Genomic DNA, 25,250 nt, shown 5'->3' with positions numbered 1-25,250 from the left:
CAAAAAAGATTAATCAATTTTTTTTAATTTATTATCCATTTTTTCAATATCTTTAGTAGTCACATCATTATTTATTTTAGTTGCATACATTACAAATGTAGGAGTTTCAACTTTTAAAACAACACCTGGAAAATCAGTATACCCAAATGGTCCCGTACTTATAGGAAGATCTTCTGTGTACCAAACTTTTACAATACTTCCAGTAGTATTTGTGACCTCTACCAATTTACAAGTAAAATTATCAATTTTCAAGGTGTCATCTTTATATTGTACAGAACTAAAATTTAATTTGGGAACTAATTTATAAAATTCCTCTCCTTCTTTATTTGTATATGCATATGTTTTATTTTCTGATTTTAATTTATAAATTTTAACTGGTATTTTTACAGCCACCTCAACAACTGTTTTTTTATAACCTCCTACTATTTCTGGTGCATTTTCATACTCAATTTTCTCAGTAGGAATACTTTTAAAAAAAGAATCATCATTTACAAAATAAAGAACATACTTTTCGGGCTTTTTCTCACTTTCTATAATTTTAGCACTAAATTCTTTAGTAAATTGCTTATCACTAGAAATAGTGGTTTTTCTAATTAAATCATAATCAACCTTCAAAGATTGTGTTTTAACAAAAATGTTACAAAATAAAACACAGACAAGATAGAATGCTTTCATATATTTTTTTATATTATTTAGGCAATAATTTTTTATAAAAAATTATTGCCTAAATAAAGTTAAATAAAAATGTAGTAATTACTAACAAGGAACATCATAACAATATTGAATTGTGGTTGAAGAGGTTTCTCCAGTTGAAGGATCCATTGATGTTTCTATTTGCCTAACACATCTAGTACATGTTCCTTCAAGATCTTCAGTTTCTCTATCCTCTGCTTTGTTTTCATTTACTACATTACTAGCCGCAATTGCTTCGGCTTTTTCTTTTCCTATTTTAAAATCTATGTCTTTAGCACTTACTAAACCTGCAACTCCGAAAGCCGCTAATAAAATAATCTTTTTCATTTATTGAAATTCTTTAAAGTTAAAATTTGTTTAATGGTTAAAATATTTTCGAAAATCTTTAAAACAAATATATATCGCCTGTAAATGAAAAAAAAATAAAAATTATGCGAATAAATTCGCATAATTTTTATTTTTTTATATTTATACTCATAAAAACACTATCATGGTAAAAGAAAAATTAATTAAAATTAGGAAGGAAAAAAAGTTTTCACAACAAGATATTGCCAAATACCTAAACATTAGCCAAACACAATATTTACGTAAAGAAAAAGGAGAAATAGAAATAAAAGATGATGAATGGGAACGTATTGCAAAGCTCCTTGATGTTGAAATTGATGAAATAAGACAATCTGATTCTGATAATTTATTAAATCAAAACTTTGAAAAGATTACAGATATTACTGATAGCCATAATGAAAACAACAATAATTTTTCTTATAAAATTCCAAAATTCATTCTTAAAAATCAGCAAGATTACATTACAATTTTGAAAAAAGAAATAGAAATTTTGAAAATAAAAATAACTGAATTAAAAAAAAAATAGAGCTTCATTGAAGTTCTATTTTTTTAATTCTTAATATTTTAGTTTTCCAATTTATGCACCTTCTTCGTACCCTCATACATTTCATACTGCAAAAACCTAGTTTCCAGTTTTCCGTTGAAGAGCTTGATCTTTCTTGACGGACGAAGACCGATTTTCTTTACTGCTTCCAGATCTGAAGAGATCAGCCAAGCCAATGTATTCGGATAATGCGTTTTGAAAGTATCTCCTATTTTCTTGTAAAAATCATCATCATTAATCGAAATTCTCTCATCATACGGCGGATTGAAAACCATTAACAATGGGAAAAGATCTTTTTTAGAATCAAAGAAATTCTGTTTTCTTACTTCAATCACATCTTCCATTTCAGCAGCTTCAATATTCATTCTTGCGGCATTCAGCATTCTTGCATCAATATCGTAACCAACAATCTTTCCGGTGAATTCTCTTACACGATTAATTCTGAATTCTTTGATTTTTGCAAACAGATCAGCATCGTAATTTTGCCAATTTTGGAAAGCAAATCTTTTTCTGAAAATCTGCGCCGGAAGATCCATCGCAATCATCGCTGCTTCGATCAATAAAGTTCCGGAACCGCACATTGGATCCAGGAAATTTCCTTTTCCGTCCCAACCTGCCAACTGCAGCATTCCGCTTGCTAAAACTTCATTAATAGGAGCTTCTCCCGGCTCTCTTCTGTATCCTCTTTTGAATAAAGGATCTCCGGAAGAATCTAAAGAGATTGTAATCAGTTCTCTGTCGATATGAAGGTGAAATTTAATATCAGGCTGCCTTGTCTCTACATTTGGACGTCTTTTGAATTTTTCCTGAAAATAATCCACGATCGCATCTTTCATTTTCAGTGTTACAAACTGAGAATGTTTAAAAGTCTCAGAATTCACGGTTGCATCAATCGCAAAAGACTGATCAACATCCATAAAGTCTTCCCAGTTAAAATTGAAAAGTCTGTCATAAAACTGATGCTGGTTAAATGCTTTAAATTCATGAATCGGCACCAAAATCTTCAATGCCGTTCTTGCAGAGTAATTGATCTTGTATAAAAATCCTAAATCTCCTTCACAGTTTACCGCTCTGTTCTTAACTTCGACCTTTCTTCCGCCCAGTTTTTTGATCTCTTCCGCTAAAATCTGTTCAAGACCAAAAAATGTTTTTATCTGTATCTGTATATTGTCTATATCCATAAGTAATTATTAAAAGTGTTAAAGAATTAAAAACTAAAAGATTAGGTATTCATTTTTTCAATCAATTGAATTTTTCAATCTTTCAATCTTAAAATACTTTTCCTTTTACCGCACAAATTTAGTTATTTTTGTATTATGGAATGGTTTGAATCTTGGTTTGATACCCCTTATTATCATTTGCTTTATAGTAACAGAGACTATACTGAAGCAGAAAATTTTATCACAAAACTTACAAAAGAGCTTCAGCTCCCAACTTCCAGCACTATCATTGATCTTGCTTGCGGAAAAGGGAGACACTCAGTTTTCCTTAATAAATTAGGCTATGAAGTACTTGGTCTGGATCTTTCCAAACAAAGTATTGAGCATAACAGACAGTTCGAAAATGAGACTTTACATTTTAAAGTTCATGATATGAGAAATGCTATTGATTCAAAACCTGTAGATGCTGTTTTTAATCTGTTTACCAGCTTTGGGTATTTTGACAATGAGAAAGATGACAGAAGTGTTTTTCAGTCGGTATATGATTCTTTAAAGCCCAATGGATTTTTTGTCTTAGATTATCTAAGCGAAGAGTTTGTAAGGGAGAATTTAGTTCCCGAAATGGTGGTGCACAGAGAAGGAATCGATTTTAATATTACCAAAAAGATTGAAGGCAGACATATCATTAAGGATATCCGTTTTGAAACAGAGGGTAAAGCGTTTCATTTCTTTGAAAAAGTAAAACTCCATACATTAGAAACTATAAATTCTTATGCCACTGAATGTGGTTTTGAAAGAATAAAAATCTGGGGAGATTATCAGCTGTCAGAATTTAACGCGGAAAAATCACCCCGTTGTATCAATTTATTTAAGAAAAAATAATGATTACAGTACTTTTACTGATTTTAAGTGTCATTGCCGGAGTATTTTTAGGAAAACATTTCGGAAAAAAAGAAAAGCTGGCAAAAAATTTATTGATTTTAAGTGCCGGATTTTTAATTACGATCTGCTTAAATGAAGTTTTCCCTCAAGTATATACTGCTGAAGCAGGTAGCAGCTTAGGAATTTTTGTAATTGCCGGTGTTTTGCTACAAATGATTCTGGAAGCTTTAACTAAAGGTTTTGAACACGGACATTTTCATCATCATAACGACCATAATATTCTTCCTGTTGCTTTAATGGTGGGTTTATTCGTTCATGCTTTTATTGAAGGAATTCCTTTAGCCAATGAAGAACATGAACTATCCCCTTATCTTTTAGGAATTGTTTTTCACAATCTTCCTATCTCTTTTATTTTGGGAGCATTCTTGTTTAACAGAAAAGAAGGTAAATCTGCGACTTCTTATCCGTCACTTCTGATTGTGGCTTTATTTGCGCTGGCTTCTCCAATGGGAATGTTATTGGGTAATTATTTCAATCCGGATTTACAGCCGTATTTCTTGGCTATTGTAGGCGGAATTTTCTTACATATTTCTTCTGTCATTATCTTTGAAAGCAATAAAAACCACAATATCGACTGGGTAAAAATCGGATTGGTGATTTTAGGAGTTTCGTTGGCTTTGGTTATGCATCTATTCCATGATCATTCCCATGTTGGTCATCATCATTAAATAAGAAACCTATCTTTATATAGAACAGCCTTTAATTATTTAGATTAAATAATTAAAGGCTGTTTTCTTTTACATCAAATTAATACCAATAAAAAAGCTCCGAAGTAAATCCGGAGCCTCAATTTAATCACTCATCACACAATCTGGAAATTAGAATTTCCATCCTAATGTAATAAAGAAGTTGTTAAAAGTATTTTTCACTTCAGATACTGCATAGCTTTCATTCGCTACATCAAAGTCTGAAGAACTATATCCTGTGGAATAATAAGGACTTCCTGAAATTACTTTACCATATAAGAATGGATTGTTATATTTTGAACTTATATTCTGGTAAGATGCATCAATATAAAAAGCACCAAAGTCATATCCTAAACCTAATCCGAAAGTATTTCTCTCTCCCAGCGTCCAGTTATTGTAATTTGCATTACCAGCAACACCTGCATTAGAATAAGCACTTACCGTACCTGAATCGTACGGACTTGAAGCATAAGAATACCCTCCTCTTAATCTGAAAGATTTAATTCTGTATTCAGCTCCTACTCTTACTTCTGAAAGGTTTTTGTAATTATCCTTAAAAAAATTATTAAGCTCTTTATCTGCATCTATTTCTTCTTTATACTTAGGTCTTGTAATCCCTAATGTATAATCGACGTTGAAAGAAAGATTTTTACTTGGAACATAGGCACCACTCACGGTTGCTTTCATAGGGCTTCTGAAGTTTACAGTTTCGCTGTATGCTCCGGATCCCATATATCCTTGGTTATCCAGACCATACTCTGTGTAAATTCTATCCATTCTCCACCAAGTAGGTGTTTCAATGGTAGCTCCTAATCTTAATTCTTTACTTACTTTCCCAATTACCCCGAATGAAGCTGAAAAACCATTTGATTTCTCAGTATACGGCGTATATTGTTTATCATAATTAGCTGATGAGTTATCTAAATCCAAGCCAAATGCTGCGGTATCCCATTGTTCAACATCCGCATAATGAAAATTAAGACCAGCACCGAAGTATAAATAGTTTTCATAATTCGCACCTACCCCGATATTCATCTTAGACTTAGTTCCATATCTGTTGTAGGCATGGCCTAAATACGTCAGATTTCCTGTAACAGGATTGTTATTAGAATCAATAAAATCTTTCTGAATAACAATATTTGAATTTCCCGGAGTCTGAACATAGTTTTCAATAGACTGATTAGAGAAATTAACCCCAACATTCACAAACTTCCAGCCACTTTCAGACATAAGCTGAAATGCTGCTATACCTCCAACGTTTCCGATATCAACTTTATTAATATTATAATCAATGGAAGAACCAGCCAATGTACTCTTGTTCTTATTATTCGTAATAGAAAGCGTTGCGGAAACATCTCCCGAAATAGCCACCCCTAAACCTGCAGGGTTTGTAAGCAAAGAACTTGCATCCCCACCTAAAGCTCCGTTAGAACCAGCCATCGCGTTAAATTTTGAAGAACCGTTCATCGGAGTATTTGAATATACATCGATAGAGTTCCTTAAGATCGAAATATCCTGAGCCTGCGCAAAAAATGCAGCAGAAATACTCATTACTATTAAAGATTTTTTTAACATTATTTTTTTAAATAGTTATTAATTTTTATTACCTACCTCCTCTGAAGCCACCGCCTCCACCGCCGGATCTGAATCCGCCGCCTGAAGATCCGCCAGATCTGAAACCGCCACCGCCAGAGTTAAAACCTCCGCCGCTGTTATTTCTGAAACCTCCGTCATTCATTCTTGGCTGAGATTGTTGAGGGTAGTTATTGTTGTTATAGTTTGGTCTTGGCTGTGAATTCTGATTACGGAATCCTCCCTGATTTCTGTATCCGTTATTGTTTCCGTTTCTGAAACCTCCGGTATTATTACCATTGTTATATCCTCTGAAGCCTCCGGTATTATTGTTTCTGAAACCATTATTATTCGAATTGATGTTGTTTCTGAAACCTCCTGAATTTACACCATTTTTATTGCCAAATCCTCCGTTATAGCTGTTATATAATCTTCCGTCTGCTCCTCTTCTTTTGTATGGTACTGCATAGTAATTATTTCCCCAGTATCCACCATTCCAGCCCCAATATGGACTTCCGTAATAACCTCCCCAGTAAGGATTATAGTAACCTCCATAATACGGATATCCCCAAGAATTCCAGCCGTTCCAGCCCCAAGAGCTTCCCCAACCCCATGAAAGGCCGAAGTTCCAGCCCCATCCGCTGTTCATCCCCCAATATGGGCTATACCAACCACCCCAACCCCAAGGAGATCCCCATCCCCAAGAATTGTCGTAGTAGTTAGTTTGAGAACCTGCAAAATTTCCCCAATCGGAATCCGTTGCGTTATTATTGGTATTCCAGTTATAATCATTCCAAGAATCATATCTTCCTTCCCTAGTATTCGCTTCTGAATTTTGGATGATATTAGAATTGTCATTGTAATCGTAGTACTCTCCTACTCTGTTCCCGCCATCATTAACAATCACTCCTTCTGGTAGTGTATCTTTATTAGGATCATAGTAAACCCCATCTGTCTCGCTATAGCCCCCCATTTGGGCGCCACAAGACACGAGTAATAATCCGCCTGCTATTGCTAAAACTCCTTTTGATTTTAACATACCAAGCAAATTTTTATGTATATTTCTTTTCATGATAACGTAAAGATTTTTAATTTAAATTATATTTGCAATCTGTACTAAAAATGTACCAAAAACCCATGTACAAATATCTATCAAAAATAGATTTTTATTTTTAGATAACAATAATAAGAAAAAGTTAAAAAAATCAAAAAAAATAATGGCAAAATTAACCTCAAGAAGCGAAGATTACAGCAAATGGTATAATGAGTTGGTGGTGAAAGCTGACTTAGCTGAAAACTCAGGAGTAAGAGGTTGCATGGTAATAAAACCATATGGCTATGCAATCTGGGAAAAAATGCGTGATGAAATGGATAAGAAATTCAAGGAAACAGGTCACGTTAATGCTTATTTTCCGCTTTTTGTGCCCAAGAGCTTATTTGAGGCTGAAGAAAAAAACGCTGAAGGTTTTGCCAAAGAATGTGCAGTGGTTACCCACTACAGATTAAAAACCGATCCGGACAATCCTTCAAAACTGATTGTAGATCCGGATGCAAAATTGGAAGAAGAACTGATCGTTCGACCAACTTCTGAAGCCATCATCTGGAATACTTACAAAAACTGGATTCAGTCTTACAGAGATTTACCTATATTAATTAACCAATGGGCAAACGTTGTTCGTTGGGAAATGAGAACGCGTCTTTTCTTAAGAACGGCAGAATTCTTATGGCAGGAAGGTCACACTGCTCATGCTACAAAAGATGAAGCGGTGGAAGAAGCAGAAAAAATGAATAAAGTATATGCAGATTTTGCAGAAAACTTTATGGCAATGCCTGTAATTCAAGGGTTAAAAACACCTTCAGAAAGATTTGCCGGAGCTGATGAAACCTATTGTATCGAAGCTTTAATGCAAGACGGAAAAGCTTTACAGGCTGGAACTTCTCACTTCTTAGGTCAGAATTTCGCAAAAGCATTTGATGTAAAATTCACCAACAAAGAAGGTAAAATTGAACACGCTTGGGCAACCTCTTGGGGAACTTCTACTCGTTTGATGGGAGCTTTGATCATGACACACTCTGATGATTTCGGTTTGGTATTGCCTCCAACTTTGGCTCCGATTCAGGTGGTGATTGTTCCGATCTTTAAAGGAGAAGAACAGTTAGAGCAAATCAGTGAAGTAGCTTTGGATATTCAGGCTAAATTGAAAGCAAAAGGAATTTCTGTGAAATTTGATAATGATACTCAAAACAAACCGGGATGGAAATTTGCAGAATACGAATTGAAAGGTGTTCCTGTAAGAATCGCAATGGGACCAAGAGATTTGGAAAACAGATCTGTGGAAATTGCAAGAAGAGATAATCTAACGAAAGAAGTTCGTTCTATCGACGGTTTAGATTCTTACATCGAAGAATTATTGAAAACAATCCAAAAGGATATTTATGATAAAGCATTTGAATACAGAAAAAATAACATCACTAAAGTAGATACTTACGAAGAGTTCAAGAAGGTTCTTGAGGAAAAAGGAGGATTCATCTATGCACATTGGGATGGAACTGCTGAAGAAGAAGAACAAATCAAGGACGAAACGAAAGCAACTATCAGATGTATTCCTTTGGATGATGATATTGAAGAAGGAATTTCTTTAATATCAGGAAAACCTTCTAAGAGACGAGTTTTATTTGCAAAAGCATATTAAAATTTTCTTAATAAAATTAACAAATCTTTAAAAATCTACACGATTTTTAAAGATTTTTTTTTGATTTTACTATTTAAAGATATTTTTTTATAAATTTATAAGACATTAATCTCAAAATAATTTATTATGTCTTTAAATGTCATTGATTTAATTAAAGGACAGTTAGGTCCTGCCTTAGTGTCGCAAGCTGCCGCGCAGTTTGGAGAAAGTGAATCAGGTATTTCAAAAGCAATTGGAGGCTTACTGCCCGCTGTAGTGGGTGGATTAGCAAACAATTCGGATAATCCCGGGGTTCTAGATGCAATTACCAATGCCTCATCAAGCGGAATTTTGGGAAATTTATTAGGAAACTCTTCTAATAACTCTGTTATTTCAAATCTTTTGTCCACCATTTTTGGTGATAAATTAAGCGGATTAGTCAATTCGATCGCTACTTTTGCAGGAATCAGCAATAATTCCTCAAGCTCATTACTCAACTTAGTAACAGGGGCTACAGCAGGTTCTATTGGAAAATATGCAGCAGATAATAATTTAGGTCAATCCGGAATTTCCAGTCTATTAAACGACCAGAAAGGGATTGTTTCTTCATTGTTACCTGCAGGTTTATCTTTAGCCTCACTAAACATAGGAGACTGGGCAAAAGGCTACAAATTTGACAATGATAATGACGCTATAAAAACACCTGTTGCAGAAGAGCCTAAAACAGATTTTACAAGAAGTACAACACCTACAGAAACTTATTCTCAAAAAAATAACGAAGGAGGAGGATCTGTCTGGAAATGGCTTCTTCCCCTGTTATTACTAATTGCTGCAGCATACTTCATCTGGAAACAGTGTGACAAAAAAAGCACAACAACGACAATATCGACTACAGACTCCACAACCATAATTACTGATAGTACAGCTACTGCTACCCCTTCAGATACTACAGTAACAACAACAGTGACAAAAGTAGATGAAAACATCGATTTGAATGGAACAGCTCTGAAAGGTTACAAAGGAGGTATGGAAGACCAAATGATCACTTTCCTGAAAACTGATGGTTATAAAAATGCAGCCAATGATGATGCTTTAAAAGACAAATGGTATGATTTTGACCATGTAAACTTCAAAATAAATAGTGCAAGTGAACTGGAAGCAGGCTCAGAAGGACAACTTCAGAACCTAGTGGCTATTTTAAAGGCTTTCCCTGAAGCAAAAATCAAAATCGGTGGTTACACAGACAAAACCGGTGATGAAGCTAAAAATTTGAAATTATCTGCTGACAGAGCTAATTTTATTAAATCTTGGCTAGGCAAACAGGGAGTCGGAGCGCAAGTTATTGCCGCCGACGGATACGGAAGTAAATTTGCAAAGGTAGATGCAAGTGCCTCTAACGAAGCCAGAGCCGTAGACAGAAAAATGGCAGTAAGATTCGCAAAATAAAATCTTTAGAACTTATAAAAATAAAATCCCAAAAGTAATTTTTGGGATTTTTTCATGTCCGTAAATTTGTCATTTTGATATATTTAATTACATTTGTTAGTCATTTCTAACATTTATGAGTTTCAATTTAAAAAGCGCCTGGCGAAAAGATAAAACCTCCCATTCTTTATCAGAAGTATATTCCTCTGTAAAAGTCCCTAAAAATGCCAATTTTTGGAAAAAATATCTTGCTTTTGCAGGACCAGGTTTAATGATCGCCGTAGGATATATGGATCCGGGAAACTGGGCAACAGATATTGCAGGAGGAGCACAGTTTGGATATACCTTACTCTCTGTTATCCTGATCTCAAATATTTTCGCCATGGTTTTACAGCACTTATCTGTAAAGTTGGGGGTAGTCGCAGAAAGAGATTTAGCACAGGCTTGTCGTGACCATTTCAGTCCGACAACTAATTTTATTCTCTGGGTTTTCTGTGAAATTGCCATCGCAGCATGTGATCTCGCTGAAGTGATAGGTTCTGCCATTGCTTTAAACTTATTGTTCGGAATTCCTTTAACATGGGGAATTGTGATTACAACGATCGATGTTCTGCTTATTCTTTTACTCCAGTCAAAAGGTTTCCGCTGGATTGAAAGTATTGTTGGTGGACTGATTTTTATTATTCTGGCTTGTTTTGTGTATGAATTAGTGATCTCTCAACCTGCCATCAACGAAGTATTGGGAGGCTTAGTTCCTAAAGCAGAAATCATTCAAAACCCGGCAATGCTATATATTGCCATTGGAATTTTAGGAGCAACCGTAATGCCTCACAATTTATATCTGCATAGCAGTATTGTTCAGACAAGAGATTATGATCGTACAAGAGAGGGAAAAAAAGAAGCTATAAAATTTGCAACATTAGACAGTACAGTTTCTTTAATGCTTGCTTTTTTCATCAATGGAGCCATTTTAATTCTGGCAGCAGCAACATTTCACATTACAGGAAACAAACACGTTGCAGACATTCATGATGCCTATAAAATGCTGACTCCAATTCTGGGAGCTTCAATGGCCAGTATTGCCTTTGCAATCGCATTATTGGCTTCAGGACAAAACTCTACACTGACAGGAACTCTTGCCGGGCAAATCGTAATGGAAGGTTTTTTAAATATCAGACTAAAACCCTGGTTGCGACGCTTAATTACAAGATTAATTGCTGTAATTCCCGCTCTGATTGTTACTATACTGTATGGGGAAAAAGGAACTACAGAATTACTGGTGTTAAGCCAGGTTATTTTATCCATGCAATTGAGTTTTGCCGTAGTTCCGTTGGTTATGTTTACTAGTGATAAAGCCAAGATGGGAGAATTTGTGAATAAACCTTTCATGAAAACCTGTGTCTGGATCATTTCTTTTGTGATTATTATTTTAAATCTTTATCTTTTATATCAGACACTTTTCGGAGAATAATTTTAAAAATAACTAAAGCTAATAGGGATTGATTCATAATTTGAATTAATCCCTATTTTCTGCCTAAATGTCACGCTTTTTCCTTTGGCAAAATCTTTGCGAGTACATAGGAAAATAAAGATTGAATTATGGAAAATCAGGATATTAACGAAGAAAGCATCAATAATCAAGAAGATACGAAGATTCAGAACGAGACAACATCTGAAGACAATGTGACAGCTCAACCTACTGCTGAGGAACTTTTGGCAGAAGAAAAAGACCGTTACATCAGATTGTACGCTGAATTTGAAAACTATAAAAAAAGAACCAGCAAAGAGAAGATGGAATTTTTCCAATATGCCAATCAGGATATGATGGTCTCTATGCTTGGGGTTTTAGATGATTTTGAAAGAGCAATTAAAGAAATTGCTAAAAACGGAAATTCTGCTGATCTACAAGGTGTTGAATTGATTTATAACAAATTCAAAAATAAACTGACTGAAAAAGGATTGAAAGCAATGGAAGTAAGAGCGGGAGACAGCTTTAATGTAGATTTCCATGAAGCAATTACTCAGATCCCTGCTCCTTCAGAAGATTTGAAAGGAAAAATCGTAGATGTAATCGAAACCGGATATACTTTAGGTGATAAAGTGATTCGTTTTGCAAAAGTAGTAACAGGAAATTAATATTAATAAATGATAAATGATGAGTGGTAATTGATGATCAGCTTCACTTATTAAATTTAAATATTCTTTTATCATTTATCAATAATCAATTATAGAACGAGATGTCAAAAAGAGATTATTACGAGATTCTTGAAATCAGCAAATCTGCATCAGCCGACGAAATAAAGAAAGCATACCGTAAAATGGCTATCAAATTTCACCCAGATAAAAATCCGGGTGATAAAGAAGCTGAAGAAAAATTCAAAGAAGCTGCAGAAGCTTACGAAATATTAAGCGACGAACAAAAACGTGCAAGATATGACCAGTACGGTCATGCAGGAGTTGGCGGAAACGGAGGCTTCGGAGGAGGTGGCGGTTTCGGCGGCGGCATGAATATGGAAGATATTTTCAGCCAGTTTGGAGATATTTTCGGTGGTGGCGGTTTCGGTGGTTTTGGCGGCGGCGGCGGTCGTCAGCAAGTGAAAGGTTCTAATTTAAGAATCAGAATCAAGCTGAACCTTGAAGAAATGGTAAACGGAACACAGAAAACCATTAAAGTAAAAAAGATGAAGATGGCAGAAGGTGCTACTTCAAAAACTTGTCCTACTTGTGGTGGTTCCGGAGTTCAGATGAAAGTGATGAACACCATGTTCGGTCAAATGCAGACTCAGACCACTTGTGGAACCTGTCAGGGAATCGGAAAAGTTGCCGATAAAATTCCGGCAGGAGCCAATGCACAAGGTTTGGTAAAAGACGAAGAGGAAATCACAATCAATATTCCTGCAGGAGCAAGAGACGGAATCCAGCTGAATGTAAGAGGTAAAGGTAACGATGCTCCTTTCGGTGGTGTTCCGGGAGATTTATTGGTGATTGTTGAGGAAGAAGTCGATAAAGTAATCAAGAGAGAAGGTGACAATCTTCATCAGGAATTATATGTTTCTTTTGCAGAAGCAGCTTTGGGAACAAAAAAAGAAGTTCCGACCGTTGGCGGAAAAGTGAAAATTACAGTAGATGCAGGAACTCAATCCGGAAAAATATTAAGATTGGCTGGAAAAGGTCTTCCAAGCATCGACAGCTATGGTAAAGGTGATATGTTCATTCACATTAATGTCTGGACTCCACAAAAATTAACGAAAGAGCAAAAAGAGTTCTTCGAAAATCAAATGAACAGCGGAGAAATGGTTGCAGAACCTTCCGGAAAGGAAAAAACGTTCTTTGATAAAGTGAAAGATTTATTCAACTAATGATACTAAAAGAGGCTTAATTATTAAGTCTCTTTTTTATTATAGGCCTTTATAACTATTTTTAAAACAAAACTATAAACCACAAAAAGAATGCTACCTCAAATTAAAGAAAATCAGAAAGTTTACATTGAAATTACAAACCTTATACATGGCGGAGAAGGTTGGGAACTAGGAGAATGTTTATGGAGTCCAAAATTTGACAAAGGAGGAGGAAAAAGTTGGAAGCTTATGGAAAATGTAAAAGTAAATGACATTATATTACATTTAGTCAAGTTAAATAACCAATATCATTTTTATGGGTTTTCACAAACTATTTCAGGCTTAGAAGAAACTGAGGAAGAACCACCAATACCAAGTAGCTGGGCAAATAGAGGAATATACCAAAGAATCAGCTTGATTAATTTTAGCAAAATAGAAAAACCATATTCTATAGCTTCAATTTTTAATCAATATGAAAATCAATTAATAAATATTTCAAATTTAGAAGGTCGATTCTATACTATTTCTAAAAATAAATTAACTGTAACTCAAAAATATTTAACAAAATGCTCTCCTAAATTATATGAAATATTTAATCGAGTTTCTAACGATATTAATTTTTCTCCTGAAATAGTTGAAAACTTCACGAGTATAATTCCAACTAAACATGAACCATTACAACCTGACAACACCCCTCCATCACGTATTAAAACTATAGTTTCAAGAATAGTAAGAGACACAGTGTTATCAAGAACCACTAAATCTGAAAATAATTGGAAATGCCAAATTTGTGGAAAAACCTTGCAACTTCCCAATGGATTTAATTATTCTGAAGGGCATCATTTACAGCCTTTAGGAGGAGCACATACTGGACCTGATGTAAAGGAAAATATCATTATACTTTGTCCAAATCATCATGCTGAATTTGATTATGGCAGCATTGCAATTAATCCTGAAACAAACCTTATAGAACACATTAATCACGAGAATGAGTTTCATCAAAAAGAATTAGCATACGAAAGAACAGATATTGGTAATGAATTTATATTATATCATTATACTAAGCAATTTAATAAATTACAATGATATACTCAGTGCTTTCAGCTTATCATAAATATTAACATTTTCCGCAGTGCAATCTGGAGAATTATCCTTGCTATTATTTATAAAAACTTTAATATTTCATTTTCATTTTATCTATTTTAGTATTTATATGACTAAAAAATGACTATGAAAAAGGCTTTTTTGCTATTATTATTTACTCAAGCAGTATTTGCCCAGCAAAATCCTCGATATTTATTCGAAGATTTGTACTTCGCAGATCCGTCGATTCATGTTTTTAATAACAAAATTTACATCTACCCTTCTCATGATATTGATACCGAAGTAAAAGATCCTACGAACGGCGGACATTATAATATGAAGGATTATCATGTTCTTTCGATGGACAATATTCAGCAGGAAAAAGCAAAAGACCTTGGAGCTGTTTTAAGACTAAAAGATATTCCATGGGCTGATAAACAACTTTGGGCTCCGGATATTGCCGAGAATAATGGCAAATATTACTTTTACTTCCCAGCAAAAGACAAAGAAGGGAATTTCAAAATCGGAGTAGCAACTTCCAACACTCCTGAAGGTCCCTTTAAAGCTGAAAAAAATCCGATAAAAGGAAGTTACAGCATAGATCCGGCGGTTTTAAAAGATAACGACAAGTATTATATTTATTTTGGTGGTTTAAAAGGTGGACAATTGGAGAAATACAGAAACAACAAGTCTTTATCAGAAGCAAAAGAACCCAACGATCAGGAAAATACACTTTCGCCTAAAATAGCTTTGTTAAATAAAGATATGCTTGAGTTTGCAGAAGAGCCAAAAGATATTCAGATCTTGGATGAAAATGGTAAGCCATTGAAAGCAGGAGATCATGAGCGTCGATTTTTTGAAGGAGTCTGGATCCATACCTACAATAATCAGTATTATCTTTCCTACTCTACCGGTGATACGCATAAGCTTGTTTATGCAATTGGCCATTCTCCATACGGACCCTTTACGTTTCAGGGAGAAATTCTTAGTCCTGTTGTAGGATGGACAACCCATCACAGCATTGTGGAAATCAATAAAAAATGGTATTTATTTTATCATGACAGCAAACCTTCCGGTGGAAAGAATCATTTGAGAAGCATTAAAGTAAGAGAATTTCAGTATGATCAGAAAGGACATATTCAGCCAATGAATGGACAGGATTAATCATATTCTAAGCTTCTATACAAAACAGAGCGGGCTTCAATTTCTTGAAGCCCGCCCTTTCATTATTTATTTATCAAATTTCTATTTCTTTTTAGCTAAAGCAACTGCTCCTTTTCCTATGGTGAAAAGAGCAACTGCAAGCAGTCCTCCTGCAAGTCCAAGGATAACTTCTTTTAAAATGGTAAGAATTTTACTGGAAGACCAGGATTCTAAAAAATGGTGAAAAAATTCTACTCTATGGGCAAAAATTCCTCCGGCTACCATAATTAAAGCAATAGTACCGATCACTCCCAATGCTTTAATGACAATTGGCAAAGCTTTCACCAATAGATGTCCCAGCTTTCCGAAAAAACCTTTATCGTTACTTTTTTTGATCAACTTAAATCCTGCATCGTCCATTCTTACAATCAGAGCTACAATTCCGTAAACTCCCACCGTTGCAATAAATGACACAAAACTTGTTACCAAAATCTGTGTAATAAAAGGGTGGCTTTCTTCCAATACGGTTCCTAAAGCAATAATCACAATCTCAATCGATAAGATAAAGTCTGTAGTAATGGCAGATTTTACTTTCGTTTTTTCTATTTCTTCGTCACTTTTATCCTCTTCCACAACCTCTTCCACCACTTCATGACCTTTCTTATCACGGTGAAAAAGAAATTCTATAATTTTTTCAACTCCTTCAAAAGACAGATACAGTCCTCCCAAAATCAATATGTAATTGATTGACGGAGCATACAACCAGTTCAATAAAAATACAACAGGCAGAATGATCAATTTGTTGATGAATGACCCTTTTGTGATCGCCCACAACACCGGAATTTCTCTTGAAGAAAGAAACCCTGTAGCTTTTTCAGCATTTACAGCCAGGTCATCTCCTAAGATCCCCGCTGTTTTCTGAGTTGCTACTTTACTTGTAACTGCCACATCATCCATCAAAGCTGCGATATCATCCAAAATCGCAAAAAAACCAGATGCCATAAAATTTTAATATTTTTTTAATAATTGTTAAGGAACAAAAATAATTATTTAATTCGACTTATTGCATGATTATTAAAGGTTTTAAGAGAATTTAAAATAACTCATGTATTTAACAAAAAAGAAGTTATTCTATCCAACAGGGAGATTATTAAACATTATTCATGAGAGTTTTTCCTTTATTTCTTTTCCTGCTTGTTTCAAATTTTACATTTTCACAGACAAAATACATTTTAGGATTATCAAAAAAAGACCATAAAATGGTGGTTTTAGATTACCATTCACTGGAAATTATCACAAAAATCCCTGTTGGTGAAGATCCACATGAAGTGGTAACTTCTGAAGACGGCTCCGTTGCTTATGTTGCCAATACGGTAAACGGAACGGCCCATGAAATCAATGTCATCGACCTAAAAAACTTGAAGCCTCTTAAAAATATTGATACAAGGCCTTTGTACGGTTCTCACGGAATGGTTTATTTAAATGGTAAATTATGGTTCACTGCTCAAGGATCAAAAGCTGTAGGAAGATATGATGTAAAAGACGATAAGCTCGAATGGTTGATGGGAACAGGGCAAAACATCACTCACCTTTTGTATGTCACTCCAGATTCGGAGCATTTCTATACGACCAATGTAGATTCCGGAACGCTAAGTGTTTTCGATCATGTATTATTGCAACCAACTGTTCCTCCAACCGGAGTTCTGCCTCCGAATGCAAAACCAAGATGGGACTGGATTCAGACTTTAATCAATGTAGGAAAAGGTGCAGAAGGTTTAGATGTTTCTCAGGATGGAAAGGAACTGTGGACAGCAAGACCGGATGGACATATCATTATTGTTGATCTGGAGAAAAGAGCGGTTAAAAACGATATAGATTCAAAAATATTGGGGCTTCATCGTCTGAAATTTACTTCTGATGGAAAATATGTTTGTATTGTAAGTGTAAAAACTGGTGAACTGCTTTTTTATGATGCTACAACCAGAAGGGAAATAAAAAAAATACATGCGGGACAAGGTGCTGCCATGTTTATGGATAAAGAAAAGAACAGACTTTTTATGTCCTGTACTCCTAATAACTCTGTTTCGGTAATTGATCTAAATACAATGGAAGTGGTGAAAAAGCTTGATATTGGCGGAAGACCGGATGGGATTACCATGGCTGTGGTAAAATAATTTCGGATATTTTGTATATTCGTTACAACCATTATCACCCAATCAATGATAAAGCACATTCAGTTATTTTTAATTCTATCTTTTAGTCTTTTTTACGGTCAAAATAAACAGTTTATCTATGAATACCGGTCTGTTCCGGATTCCACAGACAGGAATAATGTTATAACAGAATTCATGGTTTTAGATATTAATGCTAAGAAATCTGAATTTTATGGACTGGAAAGGTTTAAATCTGATTCTACCCTGCTTGCCGACAGTAAAAAAGGAGTTTTCAGTATGCCGCCCAACAAAGAGATGATCAGCGACAGAGTAATTAAATTTCCCAATTCAAATACGATCAATTATATAAAAATTTTTGACGATAAATATTTAGTAAATCAGGAAGTAAAACTCAACTGGAAATTAGTGAATGATTTTAAAACTATCATGAACTATAAAGCCCAGAAAGCAACCACTGAATTCGGTGGCAGAAATTGGACAGCCTGGTTTACGACAAGCATTCCTTTTCAGGACGGACCTTACAAATTTTATGGACTTCCAGGTTTAATTTTGGAAATGGAAGACAGTACCCATAGTCATCATTTTATCATAAGAGGTGTAAAAGATTCTCCAGAAGAATTTATATATCCTAATCTTAATAATTACAAGGAAATAAAAGTTACCCATCCTCAATTTGTTAAAGTATTTAAAACATATAGAATAAATCCGGCAGCTTCTCTTATAGGCAGAATTCCTGATTTTACAGATTCTGAGGGAAACCATATCAACGGGCAACAAAAAGTAAAGGAAATAGAAAAAATAAGACTGGAAAAATTAAAAAAAGACAATAATATTCTTGAGCTCGAATTATTAAAGAGTTAAATAATTACATGAGTACAAATGAAGATACATTATTTATTTTTTGGTATTTTTCTTTCCTGTTTCTGCACTGCGCAAATGTCCAAACAACAGGCAGAAGCAGAAAGAATGAAAATGGAAGTTACTGTTTATTCTGAACTCATTATGGAATTTCAGCAGGTTGATCTGAAAAAGATTAATAAGATCGTTTTAAAAAGTATCAATAAAAATTATCTTACAAAGCCCAATCTTGTTTTTGAAATAGAAAATCTGAATCCTGTCCATATTGTCATTGATCTTCAGCCTGTTGAATATATTCCGAGCAGAATGAAAAATCCTTACTTCAATCAGGTTACTTTCTGGAATAAAAAGAATATTTCATTCCTCGTTAAAAAGTTGAAGAAAAATCTTATCCCTTATAGAATTGATGGCTACAATTATGGATATTTAAGTCCGGATAATAAAAAAATCATCCAATTGCTGGATGAAAGCTACATAAAGCACCATATACTTGAGCAAAAGGAAGGAAAAATAATTACAGTTAAAAACAATGAAACTTCAGAAAATAAAATCTTGTATTTTCCTTACGACTCACAGCCGCTAGTTTTAAAAGAAAATGGAGATCTCACCAATTTTGACAAAATTAGAATTGATTTTAGTAACCGTTCTGAAAAAATCATTGAGTTTACGATCACTTACAATTTCAATGAACATAGTGAACGATTTGTTTATCAATATATTCATAATCAATGGAAGGCTATAAATGATTAACCATAAAAACACATGAAAAAAATTACCCTCTTTATATTATTTTTATTCCTCAATCTACATTCACAGCAAATAATCAATAAGGAAGAATTCGAAAAATGCAGAAAAGAATTCTCAAAGAAAATATGTCTTTCTGATGATGATAAGGATTCAATTCTTTTTTATCTAGATAAATGTCCTAAAGAAAGCGGTCCCCTTGAAAATTCGGGATGTCCTTTTCCCGATACAGACGGTGATGGAATTATTGATAAAGACGACGCTTGTCCCAGAGAAAAAGGAGAAATAGACAATAACGGCTGTCCATGGCCGGATACAGACGGCGACGGAATTCTCGATAAAGATGATGCCTGTCCCACTCTACCGGGAGTTCCTGAAGAAAATGGCTGCCCGAAAAGAGGTGACTGTAAAGAATATTTCGAAAAAGAAAAAAGGGAACTCATTGCTTTTAAGGAAAAGAATAACAAAGAAAAACAAAAATTTATTGAGTTAAGGAAGACGATCTTCAATACCATTCCGAAAATATTTCTTGTCGGTGAAAATATATCTGTGAGTATTTACGTAAATACATTTATTAATGATAATATCACGTTCCAATGTTCTTCAAAATCAACTTTAAGCCATGATAAAAATCTGTTTCTGGATCAACTGTTCTGGTCTGAAGACACGTTTGAATACGTAAGCAGAAAATTAAAGAAAAATCTTATTCCTGTGATCGGTTCAGTAAGGTCGAGGAAAAGTGTCACTAAGGATTTTATTAGTGGATTCAGACATGAAGGTTATTATCAGTTTATGCTTGATTTCCCTGAGTATATGGATCATAATAACAGCCTGGCTTTTTATTATACGGCAGATAATAAAAAACTAAAGTCTGAGATTTCAGGCACCAAAATCGTTGTTCATTTTGAATTGTATAGCTCAAAAAATCAAGTTAAAGTAGAACTATATAAAGCACGGGATCATCATTTTTATACATACGAATACATCGATAATCAATGGAAATTAATTACCACTGAAAAAAACAAATACTAAAATGAAAAAAATAGTTTTCTTTCTTTTTCCGATTGTTGTTTTTGGTCAAAAAGATATAGGAAAGATCGGATGCAATGTAAAATCATTTGAAACGACCTGTATCGAAAGTTCCAAAATAATTTCGGAGGTGAAATACCGTCATATTCCATCAGGTTACAGCCCTGCGATTATTGAAAAAATCTACGGGAGATTTTCTGACCTTCAAAATGTTTTTAATACCAGAACCTTCAAACAAAACAAGATTGATTTTACCTGCAATGAAGAGGTTATTTACGATGCTGCAAATGATATTTTTTATGCACAGGAAAAAAATGACAACAGAAAATTCTACTACCTTTACAATAGTACAGATGATGAAAAGACTTTTACATACAGAGGAACACAGGCTATAAAAGAGTTAAAAAGAATTAATCTGAATGATCCGAAAAAATACCTTCTGCTCTACAATAAAGATGCTGAAAATGATAATAATTACGAGGTAACGTACAATTATTACGATTCAGGATTTTTATATACATTTCATCAAAGAGGAAATGAATTTGATGAATATACGTATGACTATGAAAAGTTTGGTAATTTTATCGCCTATAAAAACGGGAGTCTCTGGAAAGAGGCATCCTCTATTTTTGAAGACGGAATTGAAGAAAGAACAATCACAGAATATATCATTCCGGAATCTTATCAGTTTGACAAGAAAAACCGTCCTTTCTTAAAAAAATCAAGATTCATTGATGATGATAAAAGCTGTAATTGCAGAGAAGGCTATGTCACAAAAATAGAATTCTGGAGCAACAATAAATGCCAAGAAGAAAAATTATTAGACTAAAAAAAACAATTATGAATTTCACCAAACTTGTCCCAAATGTTTTCTATAAAGACATCAATACAGGATTAAAAATTTTTGTTGACTGTCTTGAATTTGAAATCGGTCACAGCGAACTAGACGCTTACCAACCTTTCTGTGTATTGGAAAAAGACGGATTGAGAATTAACCTCTTCCAAAATGCAGAATTTGCAGAGAAAGATCATCCTGAATTTCGACTGGTAACTGAAAATAATTAAGAAGTTTACGAAAAGGTAAGCACAAAATTCCCTGAACTGCTACATCCCAATTTAAAAGAAATCACCTTAAGACCGTGGAATGCCAAAGAATTTGCATTAATGGATGAACAGATCGGAATCATCATTCAGCAGTGGTAAAAATCATTATTTAAAATGTATTTTTCACTCTTAATTTTCTGTAATTTTATACTATGAAAAAGCTGATTCTTCAATATCACTTCTTTGTTTTAGGATTAATTGGCTTTGTTTTAAGTTCATGCAATACACGAAAATTCAAAGTCTGGGTGGGAACTCACAATGACCAGAAAATCTACAACTTAAAATACGGCGAACACAAACGCCAGAAAATGGATATTTTTCTACCATCAGATTATTCTGAAAATTCTCCGGTTGTCTTAATCGTTCATGGCGGAGCTTGGACTTTAGGAAACAAGGAACACATGATCCAGATTCAGAAAATGCTTTTTAAGAATAATATTCCAAGCATTAATATGAATTACAGGCTGGTTTCTAAATCTAAAAAAATAACTTATAAAGAACAGCTCGAAGATATCGGTTCTGCAATTGCCAAGTTTAATTCTTTAGCTAAAAAAGCGGAACTTCGACCAGATAATTATATTCTTTTAGGTGAAAGTGCAGGAGGACATTTGGCTTTGCTGTATGGCTATCAAAATCCAGATCAGATCAAAAAGATCATTTCTTTGAGCGGTCCTACAGATTTCTATTCTCCTGAATATTTACATTCTTTTTATTCGAAATATTCTTCTCCAACGATTCAAAAAATGGTGGGAACCAAATTTCATCGTGAAAATTTGTCGGAAGAATTTAAAAAAGCAAGCCCGATTGCCAATATATCAAACGTTCCTACTCTACTTTTTCAGGGAAATCAGGATTTCTTAGTCAATCAGAAGCAAGGTTTAGCATTAGACTCGGCTTTAACCGCGCAAAATGTTCCCCATAAACTCGTTTTCATGAAAAATGCAGGTCATGCACCCAGATTTTTCAGTAAGACGAAGAGAGACAGTATTATTTATCCCAATATTCTGGAATGGATTCAAAAGTAGTCTTTCATTTGTCATTCTGACGAAGGAAGAATCTTTTTTATTCTAAACTTTACTTTTTTTAATGTAAATGGAGGTTCTTCAATCCGCTCCGCTACTTTCAAAATGATAACGCTCCAATCAGAAGAAAAATATCTGTAAAAAAAATAGCCCGTTAAAAAACGGACTATCTGTATATTTTTAATTAATTTCTATTTAACATCTTCATCAAAATCATGGTTCTCATATTTTGAAAAGTCTTCTTTCTTTCCAAATAAAAACTTAGCAATAACAGGTACAGTTGTTACTAAAACAATGATAATAATGATGATTTCCAGTTTCTTTTTAAGATCAATTCCAAACTGATCCATAAATAATTTATCTAAATAATGCCCCGCAAAAATAAGGATGAATGACCAAAGGACAGCTCCAATAATGTTATCTCTAAGGAATGCTTTTTTATCCATCTTCACAATTCCGGCAATAATAGGAGTAAAAGTTCTTACCACCGGTAAAAATCTCGCCATAATAATGGCTAAAGCCCCGTTCTTTTCGAAAAACTCATGAGCCTGATACAAATGTTTTTTCTTGAAAAGCATGGTGTCTTTCTTCTTATATAAAGCAGGTCCAGCTTTACGTCCGAAATAGTATCCGACTTCGTTACCAATAATGGCTGCAAAAGCAACTGCCGATGCTAAAATAGTTGTATCTAAAAAATCGCTTCCGGTAGAACCAAAGGTTTCCGAAATAATTTTTACGGCATAAATTCCCGATACAAAAAGCAGAGAATCTCCGGGAAGGAAAAACCCTATGAATAAACCGGTTTCTGCAAAAATAATGAACAAAATAAGCCAAAATCCCCCATTATTTATATAAAACTCCGGGTTTAATAAATCCTTCCAACTATTGAAATCTTCCATAAGTATTGATGAGTAACAAAAATAGGCTTAATAAAGTTCAAAAGGAAATATATTAGCATATTTTAACGAAAATTCAGATATGATTTTTATAGGTCCAGATCATCTTCAGAAACTGCCGTTCCATCGGCCATCAGAAACGCTTTCAGGAATGGCGTAAGATTTCCGTTCATGACAGAATCTACATCCGAAGTTTCGTAGCCGGAACGTACATCTTTTACCAGTTTATACGGATGCATTACGTAATTTCTGATCTGACTTCCCCACTCGATCTTCATTTTATTAGCTTCGATCTCGTTACGGGCTTTCATACGTTCTTCTAATTCCATTTCGTATAGTCTGGAACGAAGCAACTGCATTGCTTTTTCTTTGTTTTGAAGCTGAGAACGGGATTCTGAGTTTTCAATAATAATTCCTGTTGGTGCGTGACGAAGACGAACCGCAGTTTCTACCTTGTTTACGTTCTGACCTCCTGCTCCGGAAGACCTCATCGTTTCAAATGAAATATCTGCAGGATTGATGTTAATTTCAATGGTATCATCTACCAAAGGATATACATATACGGAAACAAAGCTGGTATGACGCTTTGCATTAGAATCGAAAGGGGAAATTCTTACCAATCTATGAACTCCGTTCTCTCCTCTAAGGTAACCAAAGGCAAATTCTCCTTCAATTTCCAGTGTTACGGTTTTTACTCCTGCAACATCTCCTTCCTGGAAGTTCAGTTCGCGGATTTTATATCCTTGTTTTTCAGCCCACATGGTGTACATTCTCATCAGCATTGAAGCCCAGTCACAACTTTCTGTCCCTCCTGCTCCGGCTGTAATCTGAAGTACTGCAGAAAGCTCATCACCTTCGTTGGAAAGCATATTTTTGAATTCAAGGTCTTCTATTTTCTCTACCAACTGAGGAAAAGCTTCATCCAGTTCTTTTTCAGAATCCGGATCTTCTTTAGCAAAATCCATCAAAACCTGTAGATCTTCGAACTGAGTATTGATCTCATCATAAGCTTCTACCCATTTTTTCTTGGAACGAAGCTGCTTTAAGAATGCTTCCGCCGTTTTCGGATTGTCCCAGAATTCCGGTGCAGCAGTTTTTTCATCATCATTGGCAATTTCGATCTTCTTTTTGTCGATCTGAAGGTATTTATGTAAATCTTCAATTCTGGATTGAATTTCTTTTATCTGGTCGTTGTTGATCACGATTGTTTATTTTTTGCAAAAATACGGATAAAATTATGAGTAAGGAATAATGTACTATGCGTAATATTTCCAGTACAAATTCTGAACAATTAATCCGTGATATTTTTAGTTGGTGGGAAAGCAGTTAAATACTATTTCTTAATTATCTTAGCATCAAGCATTTTTTCCAGATCTTTTTTTGATCTTTTACTTTCAATTTTGAAACCAAACATGGTAAAGAGATAGGCTACTAATAACATTAGTAAAGGCATAAAAGATACTGCAGATATTTTTTCCCCATTCGTAAATATCATTATTAAAGCACAGCATACAAATACACACCAAAATAGTAAGAAAATAAATACCGACCAATGCAGTCTCATTTTAATCTCAATTTGTGTTTCGTAATTATTTTGCCGAATTTCCCCGCTTATCTGAGGCTGGAACGAGTTTCTGCCTTTAATAATTCTACTGATTTCAAAACTATTTCCATCAATCGTACCTTCGTATTCTTTAGTGATATTATTTCTGAATATCCGGATTTTTTTCTTATCAATAAAATCGGAAAGCCTTGTCAATACTTCTTGTTCAGACAAGTTTGTCTTATATATTAAATGCTCAAAAGGTAAATATTCCATT

General features: G+C 34.3%; 25 protein-coding genes and 1 pseudogene. 17 read left to right on the top strand and 9 right to left on the bottom strand.

Going from position 1 to position 25,250, the window contains the following annotated elements:
* Positions 1-9: 9 nt before the first annotated feature.
* Together JI747_RS00300 and JI747_RS00295 are read right to left on the bottom strand one after the other, a co-directional pair.
* Complete coding sequence (locus JI747_RS00300; RefSeq protein WP_225685462.1) at positions 10-675, bottom strand: GLPGLI family protein; 666 nt, start codon at positions 673-675, stop codon at positions 10-12.
* Positions 676-756: 81 nt separating this feature from the next.
* The gene (locus tag JI747_RS00295) at positions 757-1,020 is read right to left on the bottom strand and encodes a hypothetical protein (RefSeq protein WP_225685460.1); all 264 of its coding nucleotides are present in this window, start codon (positions 1,018-1,020) and stop codon (positions 757-759) included.
* 163 nt (positions 1,021-1,183) lie between these two features.
* On the opposite strand from JI747_RS00295, the gene JI747_RS00290 reads away from it, so the two are divergent.
* Positions 1,184-1,564, top strand: coding sequence for a helix-turn-helix transcriptional regulator (locus JI747_RS00290; protein ID WP_225685458.1), 381 nt, complete (start codon positions 1,184-1,186; stop codon positions 1,562-1,564).
* A gap of 38 nt (positions 1,565-1,602) precedes the next feature.
* On the opposite strand, the gene JI747_RS00285 is transcribed toward JI747_RS00290, so the two are convergent.
* Entirely contained in the window at positions 1,603-2,763 is a 1,161-nt protein-coding gene (locus JI747_RS00285) for a THUMP domain-containing class I SAM-dependent RNA methyltransferase (RefSeq protein ID WP_225685456.1), read from the bottom strand.
* A 135-nt stretch (positions 2,764-2,898) separates the two neighbouring features.
* On the opposite strand from JI747_RS00285, the gene JI747_RS00280 reads away from it, so the two are divergent.
* Positions 2,899-3,624 (top strand): class I SAM-dependent DNA methyltransferase, encoded by a 726-nt coding sequence (locus tag JI747_RS00280; protein WP_225685454.1) that lies wholly within the window; start codon positions 2,899-2,901, stop codon positions 3,622-3,624.
* Between the two features lie 2 nt (positions 3,625-3,626).
* The gene (locus JI747_RS00275) at positions 3,627-4,352 is read left to right on the top strand and encodes a ZIP family metal transporter (protein ID WP_225686769.1); all 726 of its coding nucleotides are present in this window, start codon (positions 3,627-3,629) and stop codon (positions 4,350-4,352) included.
* Between the two features lie 150 nt (positions 4,353-4,502).
* Here JI747_RS00275 and JI747_RS00270 read toward each other — a convergent pair whose 3' ends face one another.
* Together JI747_RS00270 and JI747_RS00265 are read right to left on the bottom strand one after the other, a co-directional pair.
* Entirely contained in the window at positions 4,503-5,945 is a 1,443-nt protein-coding gene (locus tag JI747_RS00270) for an OmpP1/FadL family transporter (protein ID WP_225685451.1), read from the bottom strand.
* A gap of 28 nt (positions 5,946-5,973) precedes the next feature.
* Positions 5,974-6,981 carry a prolyl-tRNA synthetase gene (locus tag JI747_RS00265; RefSeq protein WP_225685449.1) on the bottom strand — a complete coding sequence of 336 codons (1,008 nt, stop codon included), beginning with the start codon at positions 6,979-6,981 and terminating at the stop codon, positions 5,974-5,976.
* A gap of 178 nt (positions 6,982-7,159) precedes the next feature.
* On the opposite strand from JI747_RS00265, the gene proS reads away from it, so the two are divergent.
* The 7 genes from proS to JI747_RS00230 all read left to right on the top strand — a co-directional run bounded on the left by proS (position 7,160) and on the right by JI747_RS00230 (position 15,624).
* Entirely contained in the window at positions 7,160-8,635 is a 1,476-nt protein-coding gene (gene proS / locus JI747_RS00260) for a proline--tRNA ligase (RefSeq protein ID WP_225685447.1), read from the top strand.
* A 126-nt stretch (positions 8,636-8,761) separates the two neighbouring features.
* Positions 8,762-10,060 (top strand): OmpA family protein, encoded by a 1,299-nt coding sequence (locus JI747_RS00255; RefSeq protein ID WP_225685446.1) that lies wholly within the window; start codon positions 8,762-8,764, stop codon positions 10,058-10,060.
* A gap of 115 nt (positions 10,061-10,175) precedes the next feature.
* Entirely contained in the window at positions 10,176-11,510 is a 1,335-nt protein-coding gene (locus JI747_RS00250) for an Nramp family divalent metal transporter (protein WP_225685445.1), read from the top strand.
* 128 nt (positions 11,511-11,638) lie between these two features.
* On the top strand, positions 11,639-12,175 hold the full coding sequence (locus JI747_RS00245) for a nucleotide exchange factor GrpE (RefSeq protein WP_225685444.1): 537 nt from the start codon (positions 11,639-11,641) through the stop codon (positions 12,173-12,175).
* Positions 12,176-12,276: 101 nt separating this feature from the next.
* Positions 12,277-13,398 carry a molecular chaperone DnaJ gene (gene dnaJ / locus JI747_RS00240; protein WP_225685443.1) on the top strand — a complete coding sequence of 374 codons (1,122 nt, stop codon included), beginning with the start codon at positions 12,277-12,279 and terminating at the stop codon, positions 13,396-13,398.
* A gap of 90 nt (positions 13,399-13,488) precedes the next feature.
* Complete coding sequence (locus tag JI747_RS00235; RefSeq protein ID WP_225685442.1) at positions 13,489-14,463, top strand: HNH endonuclease; 975 nt, start codon at positions 13,489-13,491, stop codon at positions 14,461-14,463.
* A 144-nt stretch (positions 14,464-14,607) separates the two neighbouring features.
* Positions 14,608-15,624, top strand: a complete 1,017-nt coding sequence (locus tag JI747_RS00230) for a glycoside hydrolase family 43 protein (protein WP_225685441.1) — start codon at positions 14,608-14,610, stop codon at positions 15,622-15,624.
* Between the two features lie 81 nt (positions 15,625-15,705).
* Here JI747_RS00230 and JI747_RS00225 read toward each other — a convergent pair whose 3' ends face one another.
* Positions 15,706-16,605, bottom strand: a complete 900-nt coding sequence (locus JI747_RS00225) for a DUF808 domain-containing protein (protein WP_225685440.1) — start codon at positions 16,603-16,605, stop codon at positions 15,706-15,708.
* Positions 16,606-16,766: 161 nt separating this feature from the next.
* Between JI747_RS00225 and JI747_RS00220 the strand changes: the two genes are divergently transcribed.
* The 7 genes and pseudogenes from JI747_RS00220 to JI747_RS00190 all read left to right on the top strand — a co-directional run bounded on the left by JI747_RS00220 (position 16,767) and on the right by JI747_RS00190 (position 22,537).
* A complete protein-coding gene (locus JI747_RS00220) occupies positions 16,767-17,777 on the top strand; it encodes a beta-propeller fold lactonase family protein (RefSeq protein ID WP_225685439.1) in 1,011 nt (336 codons plus the stop codon).
* Between the two features lie 45 nt (positions 17,778-17,822).
* A complete protein-coding gene (locus tag JI747_RS00215; protein WP_225685438.1) occupies positions 17,823-18,638 on the top strand; it encodes a GLPGLI family protein in 816 nt (271 codons plus the stop codon).
* Positions 18,639-18,713: 75 nt separating this feature from the next.
* The gene (locus tag JI747_RS00210) at positions 18,714-19,385 is read left to right on the top strand and encodes a hypothetical protein (protein WP_225685436.1); all 672 of its coding nucleotides are present in this window, start codon (positions 18,714-18,716) and stop codon (positions 19,383-19,385) included.
* Positions 19,386-19,517: 132 nt separating this feature from the next.
* A pseudogene (locus JI747_RS00205) lies at positions 19,518-19,772 on the top strand (thrombospondin type 3 repeat-containing protein); the annotation flags it as partial.
* 640 nt (positions 19,773-20,412) lie between these two features.
* Complete coding sequence (locus tag JI747_RS00200) at positions 20,413-21,237, top strand: hypothetical protein (RefSeq protein ID WP_225685435.1); 825 nt, start codon at positions 20,413-20,415, stop codon at positions 21,235-21,237.
* Between the two features lie 11 nt (positions 21,238-21,248).
* Positions 21,249-21,473, top strand: a complete 225-nt coding sequence (locus JI747_RS00195) for a hypothetical protein (RefSeq protein WP_225685434.1) — start codon at positions 21,249-21,251, stop codon at positions 21,471-21,473.
* Between the two features lie 191 nt (positions 21,474-21,664).
* Entirely contained in the window at positions 21,665-22,537 is an 873-nt protein-coding gene (locus tag JI747_RS00190) for an alpha/beta hydrolase (RefSeq protein WP_225685433.1), read from the top strand.
* A 188-nt stretch (positions 22,538-22,725) separates the two neighbouring features.
* On the opposite strand, the gene JI747_RS00185 is transcribed toward JI747_RS00190, so the two are convergent.
* From JI747_RS00185 to JI747_RS00175, 3 genes are all read right to left on the bottom strand, one after another.
* Complete coding sequence (locus JI747_RS00185; protein ID WP_225685432.1) at positions 22,726-23,433, bottom strand: DedA family protein; 708 nt, start codon at positions 23,431-23,433, stop codon at positions 22,726-22,728.
* An 86-nt stretch (positions 23,434-23,519) separates the two neighbouring features.
* Positions 23,520-24,632, bottom strand: coding sequence for a peptide chain release factor 2 (gene prfB / locus JI747_RS00180; RefSeq protein WP_225685431.1), 1,113 nt, complete (start codon positions 24,630-24,632; stop codon positions 23,520-23,522).
* A gap of 131 nt (positions 24,633-24,763) precedes the next feature.
* Positions 24,764-25,249, bottom strand: coding sequence for a hypothetical protein (locus JI747_RS00175; RefSeq protein WP_225685430.1), 486 nt, complete (start codon positions 25,247-25,249; stop codon positions 24,764-24,766).
* Between the last annotated feature and the right edge of the window lies 1 nt (position 25,250).

The organism is Chryseobacterium tagetis, from assembly GCF_016735585.2.
Taxonomy (GTDB): Bacteria; Bacteroidota; Bacteroidia; order Flavobacteriales; family Weeksellaceae; genus Chryseobacterium; species Chryseobacterium tagetis.
Note: the sequence above shows the minus strand (reverse complement) of the source record. Positions and strands in the feature narration are given on the sequence as shown.

Bases quoted from the DNA above. Each gene is read 5' to 3' on its own strand.
- JI747_RS00300 (WP_225685462.1), bottom strand. From the start codon at position 675: ATGAAAGCATTCTATCTTGTCTGTGTTTTATTTTGTAACATTTTTGTT.
- JI747_RS00295 (WP_225685460.1), bottom strand. From the start codon at position 1,020: ATGAAAAAGATTATTTTATTAGCGGCTTTCGGAGTTGCAGGTTTAGTA.
- JI747_RS00290 (WP_225685458.1), top strand. From the start codon at position 1,184: ATGGTAAAAGAAAAATTAATTAAAATTAGGAAGGAAAAAAAGTTTTCA.
- JI747_RS00285 (WP_225685456.1), bottom strand. From the start codon at position 2,763: ATGGATATAGACAATATACAGATACAGATAAAAACATTTTTTGGTCTT.
- JI747_RS00280 (WP_225685454.1), top strand. From the start codon at position 2,899: ATGGAATGGTTTGAATCTTGGTTTGATACCCCTTATTATCATTTGCTT.
- JI747_RS00270 (WP_225685451.1), bottom strand. From the start codon at position 5,945: ATGTTAAAAAAATCTTTAATAGTAATGAGTATTTCTGCTGCATTTTTT.
- JI747_RS00265 (WP_225685449.1), bottom strand. From the start codon at position 6,981: ATGTTAAAATCAAAAGGAGTTTTAGCAATAGCAGGCGGATTATTACTC.
- proS (WP_225685447.1), top strand. From the start codon at position 7,160: ATGGCAAAATTAACCTCAAGAAGCGAAGATTACAGCAAATGGTATAAT.
- JI747_RS00255 (WP_225685446.1), top strand. From the start codon at position 8,762: ATGTCTTTAAATGTCATTGATTTAATTAAAGGACAGTTAGGTCCTGCC.
- JI747_RS00250 (WP_225685445.1), top strand. From the start codon at position 10,176: ATGAGTTTCAATTTAAAAAGCGCCTGGCGAAAAGATAAAACCTCCCAT.
- JI747_RS00245 (WP_225685444.1), top strand. From the start codon at position 11,639: ATGGAAAATCAGGATATTAACGAAGAAAGCATCAATAATCAAGAAGAT.
- dnaJ (WP_225685443.1), top strand. From the start codon at position 12,277: ATGTCAAAAAGAGATTATTACGAGATTCTTGAAATCAGCAAATCTGCA.
- JI747_RS00235 (WP_225685442.1), top strand. From the start codon at position 13,489: ATGCTACCTCAAATTAAAGAAAATCAGAAAGTTTACATTGAAATTACA.
- JI747_RS00230 (WP_225685441.1), top strand. From the start codon at position 14,608: ATGAAAAAGGCTTTTTTGCTATTATTATTTACTCAAGCAGTATTTGCC.
- JI747_RS00225 (WP_225685440.1), bottom strand. From the start codon at position 16,605: ATGGCATCTGGTTTTTTTGCGATTTTGGATGATATCGCAGCTTTGATG.
- JI747_RS00220 (WP_225685439.1), top strand. From the start codon at position 16,767: ATGAGAGTTTTTCCTTTATTTCTTTTCCTGCTTGTTTCAAATTTTACA.
- JI747_RS00215 (WP_225685438.1), top strand. From the start codon at position 17,823: ATGATAAAGCACATTCAGTTATTTTTAATTCTATCTTTTAGTCTTTTT.
- JI747_RS00210 (WP_225685436.1), top strand. From the start codon at position 18,714: ATGTCCAAACAACAGGCAGAAGCAGAAAGAATGAAAATGGAAGTTACT.
- JI747_RS00200 (WP_225685435.1), top strand. From the start codon at position 20,413: ATGAAAAAAATAGTTTTCTTTCTTTTTCCGATTGTTGTTTTTGGTCAA.
- JI747_RS00195 (WP_225685434.1), top strand. From the start codon at position 21,249: ATGAATTTCACCAAACTTGTCCCAAATGTTTTCTATAAAGACATCAAT.
- JI747_RS00190 (WP_225685433.1), top strand. From the start codon at position 21,665: ATGAAAAAGCTGATTCTTCAATATCACTTCTTTGTTTTAGGATTAATT.
- JI747_RS00185 (WP_225685432.1), bottom strand. From the start codon at position 23,433: ATGGAAGATTTCAATAGTTGGAAGGATTTATTAAACCCGGAGTTTTAT.
- JI747_RS00175 (WP_225685430.1), bottom strand. From the start codon at position 25,249: ATGGAATATTTACCTTTTGAGCATTTAATATATAAGACAAACTTGTCT.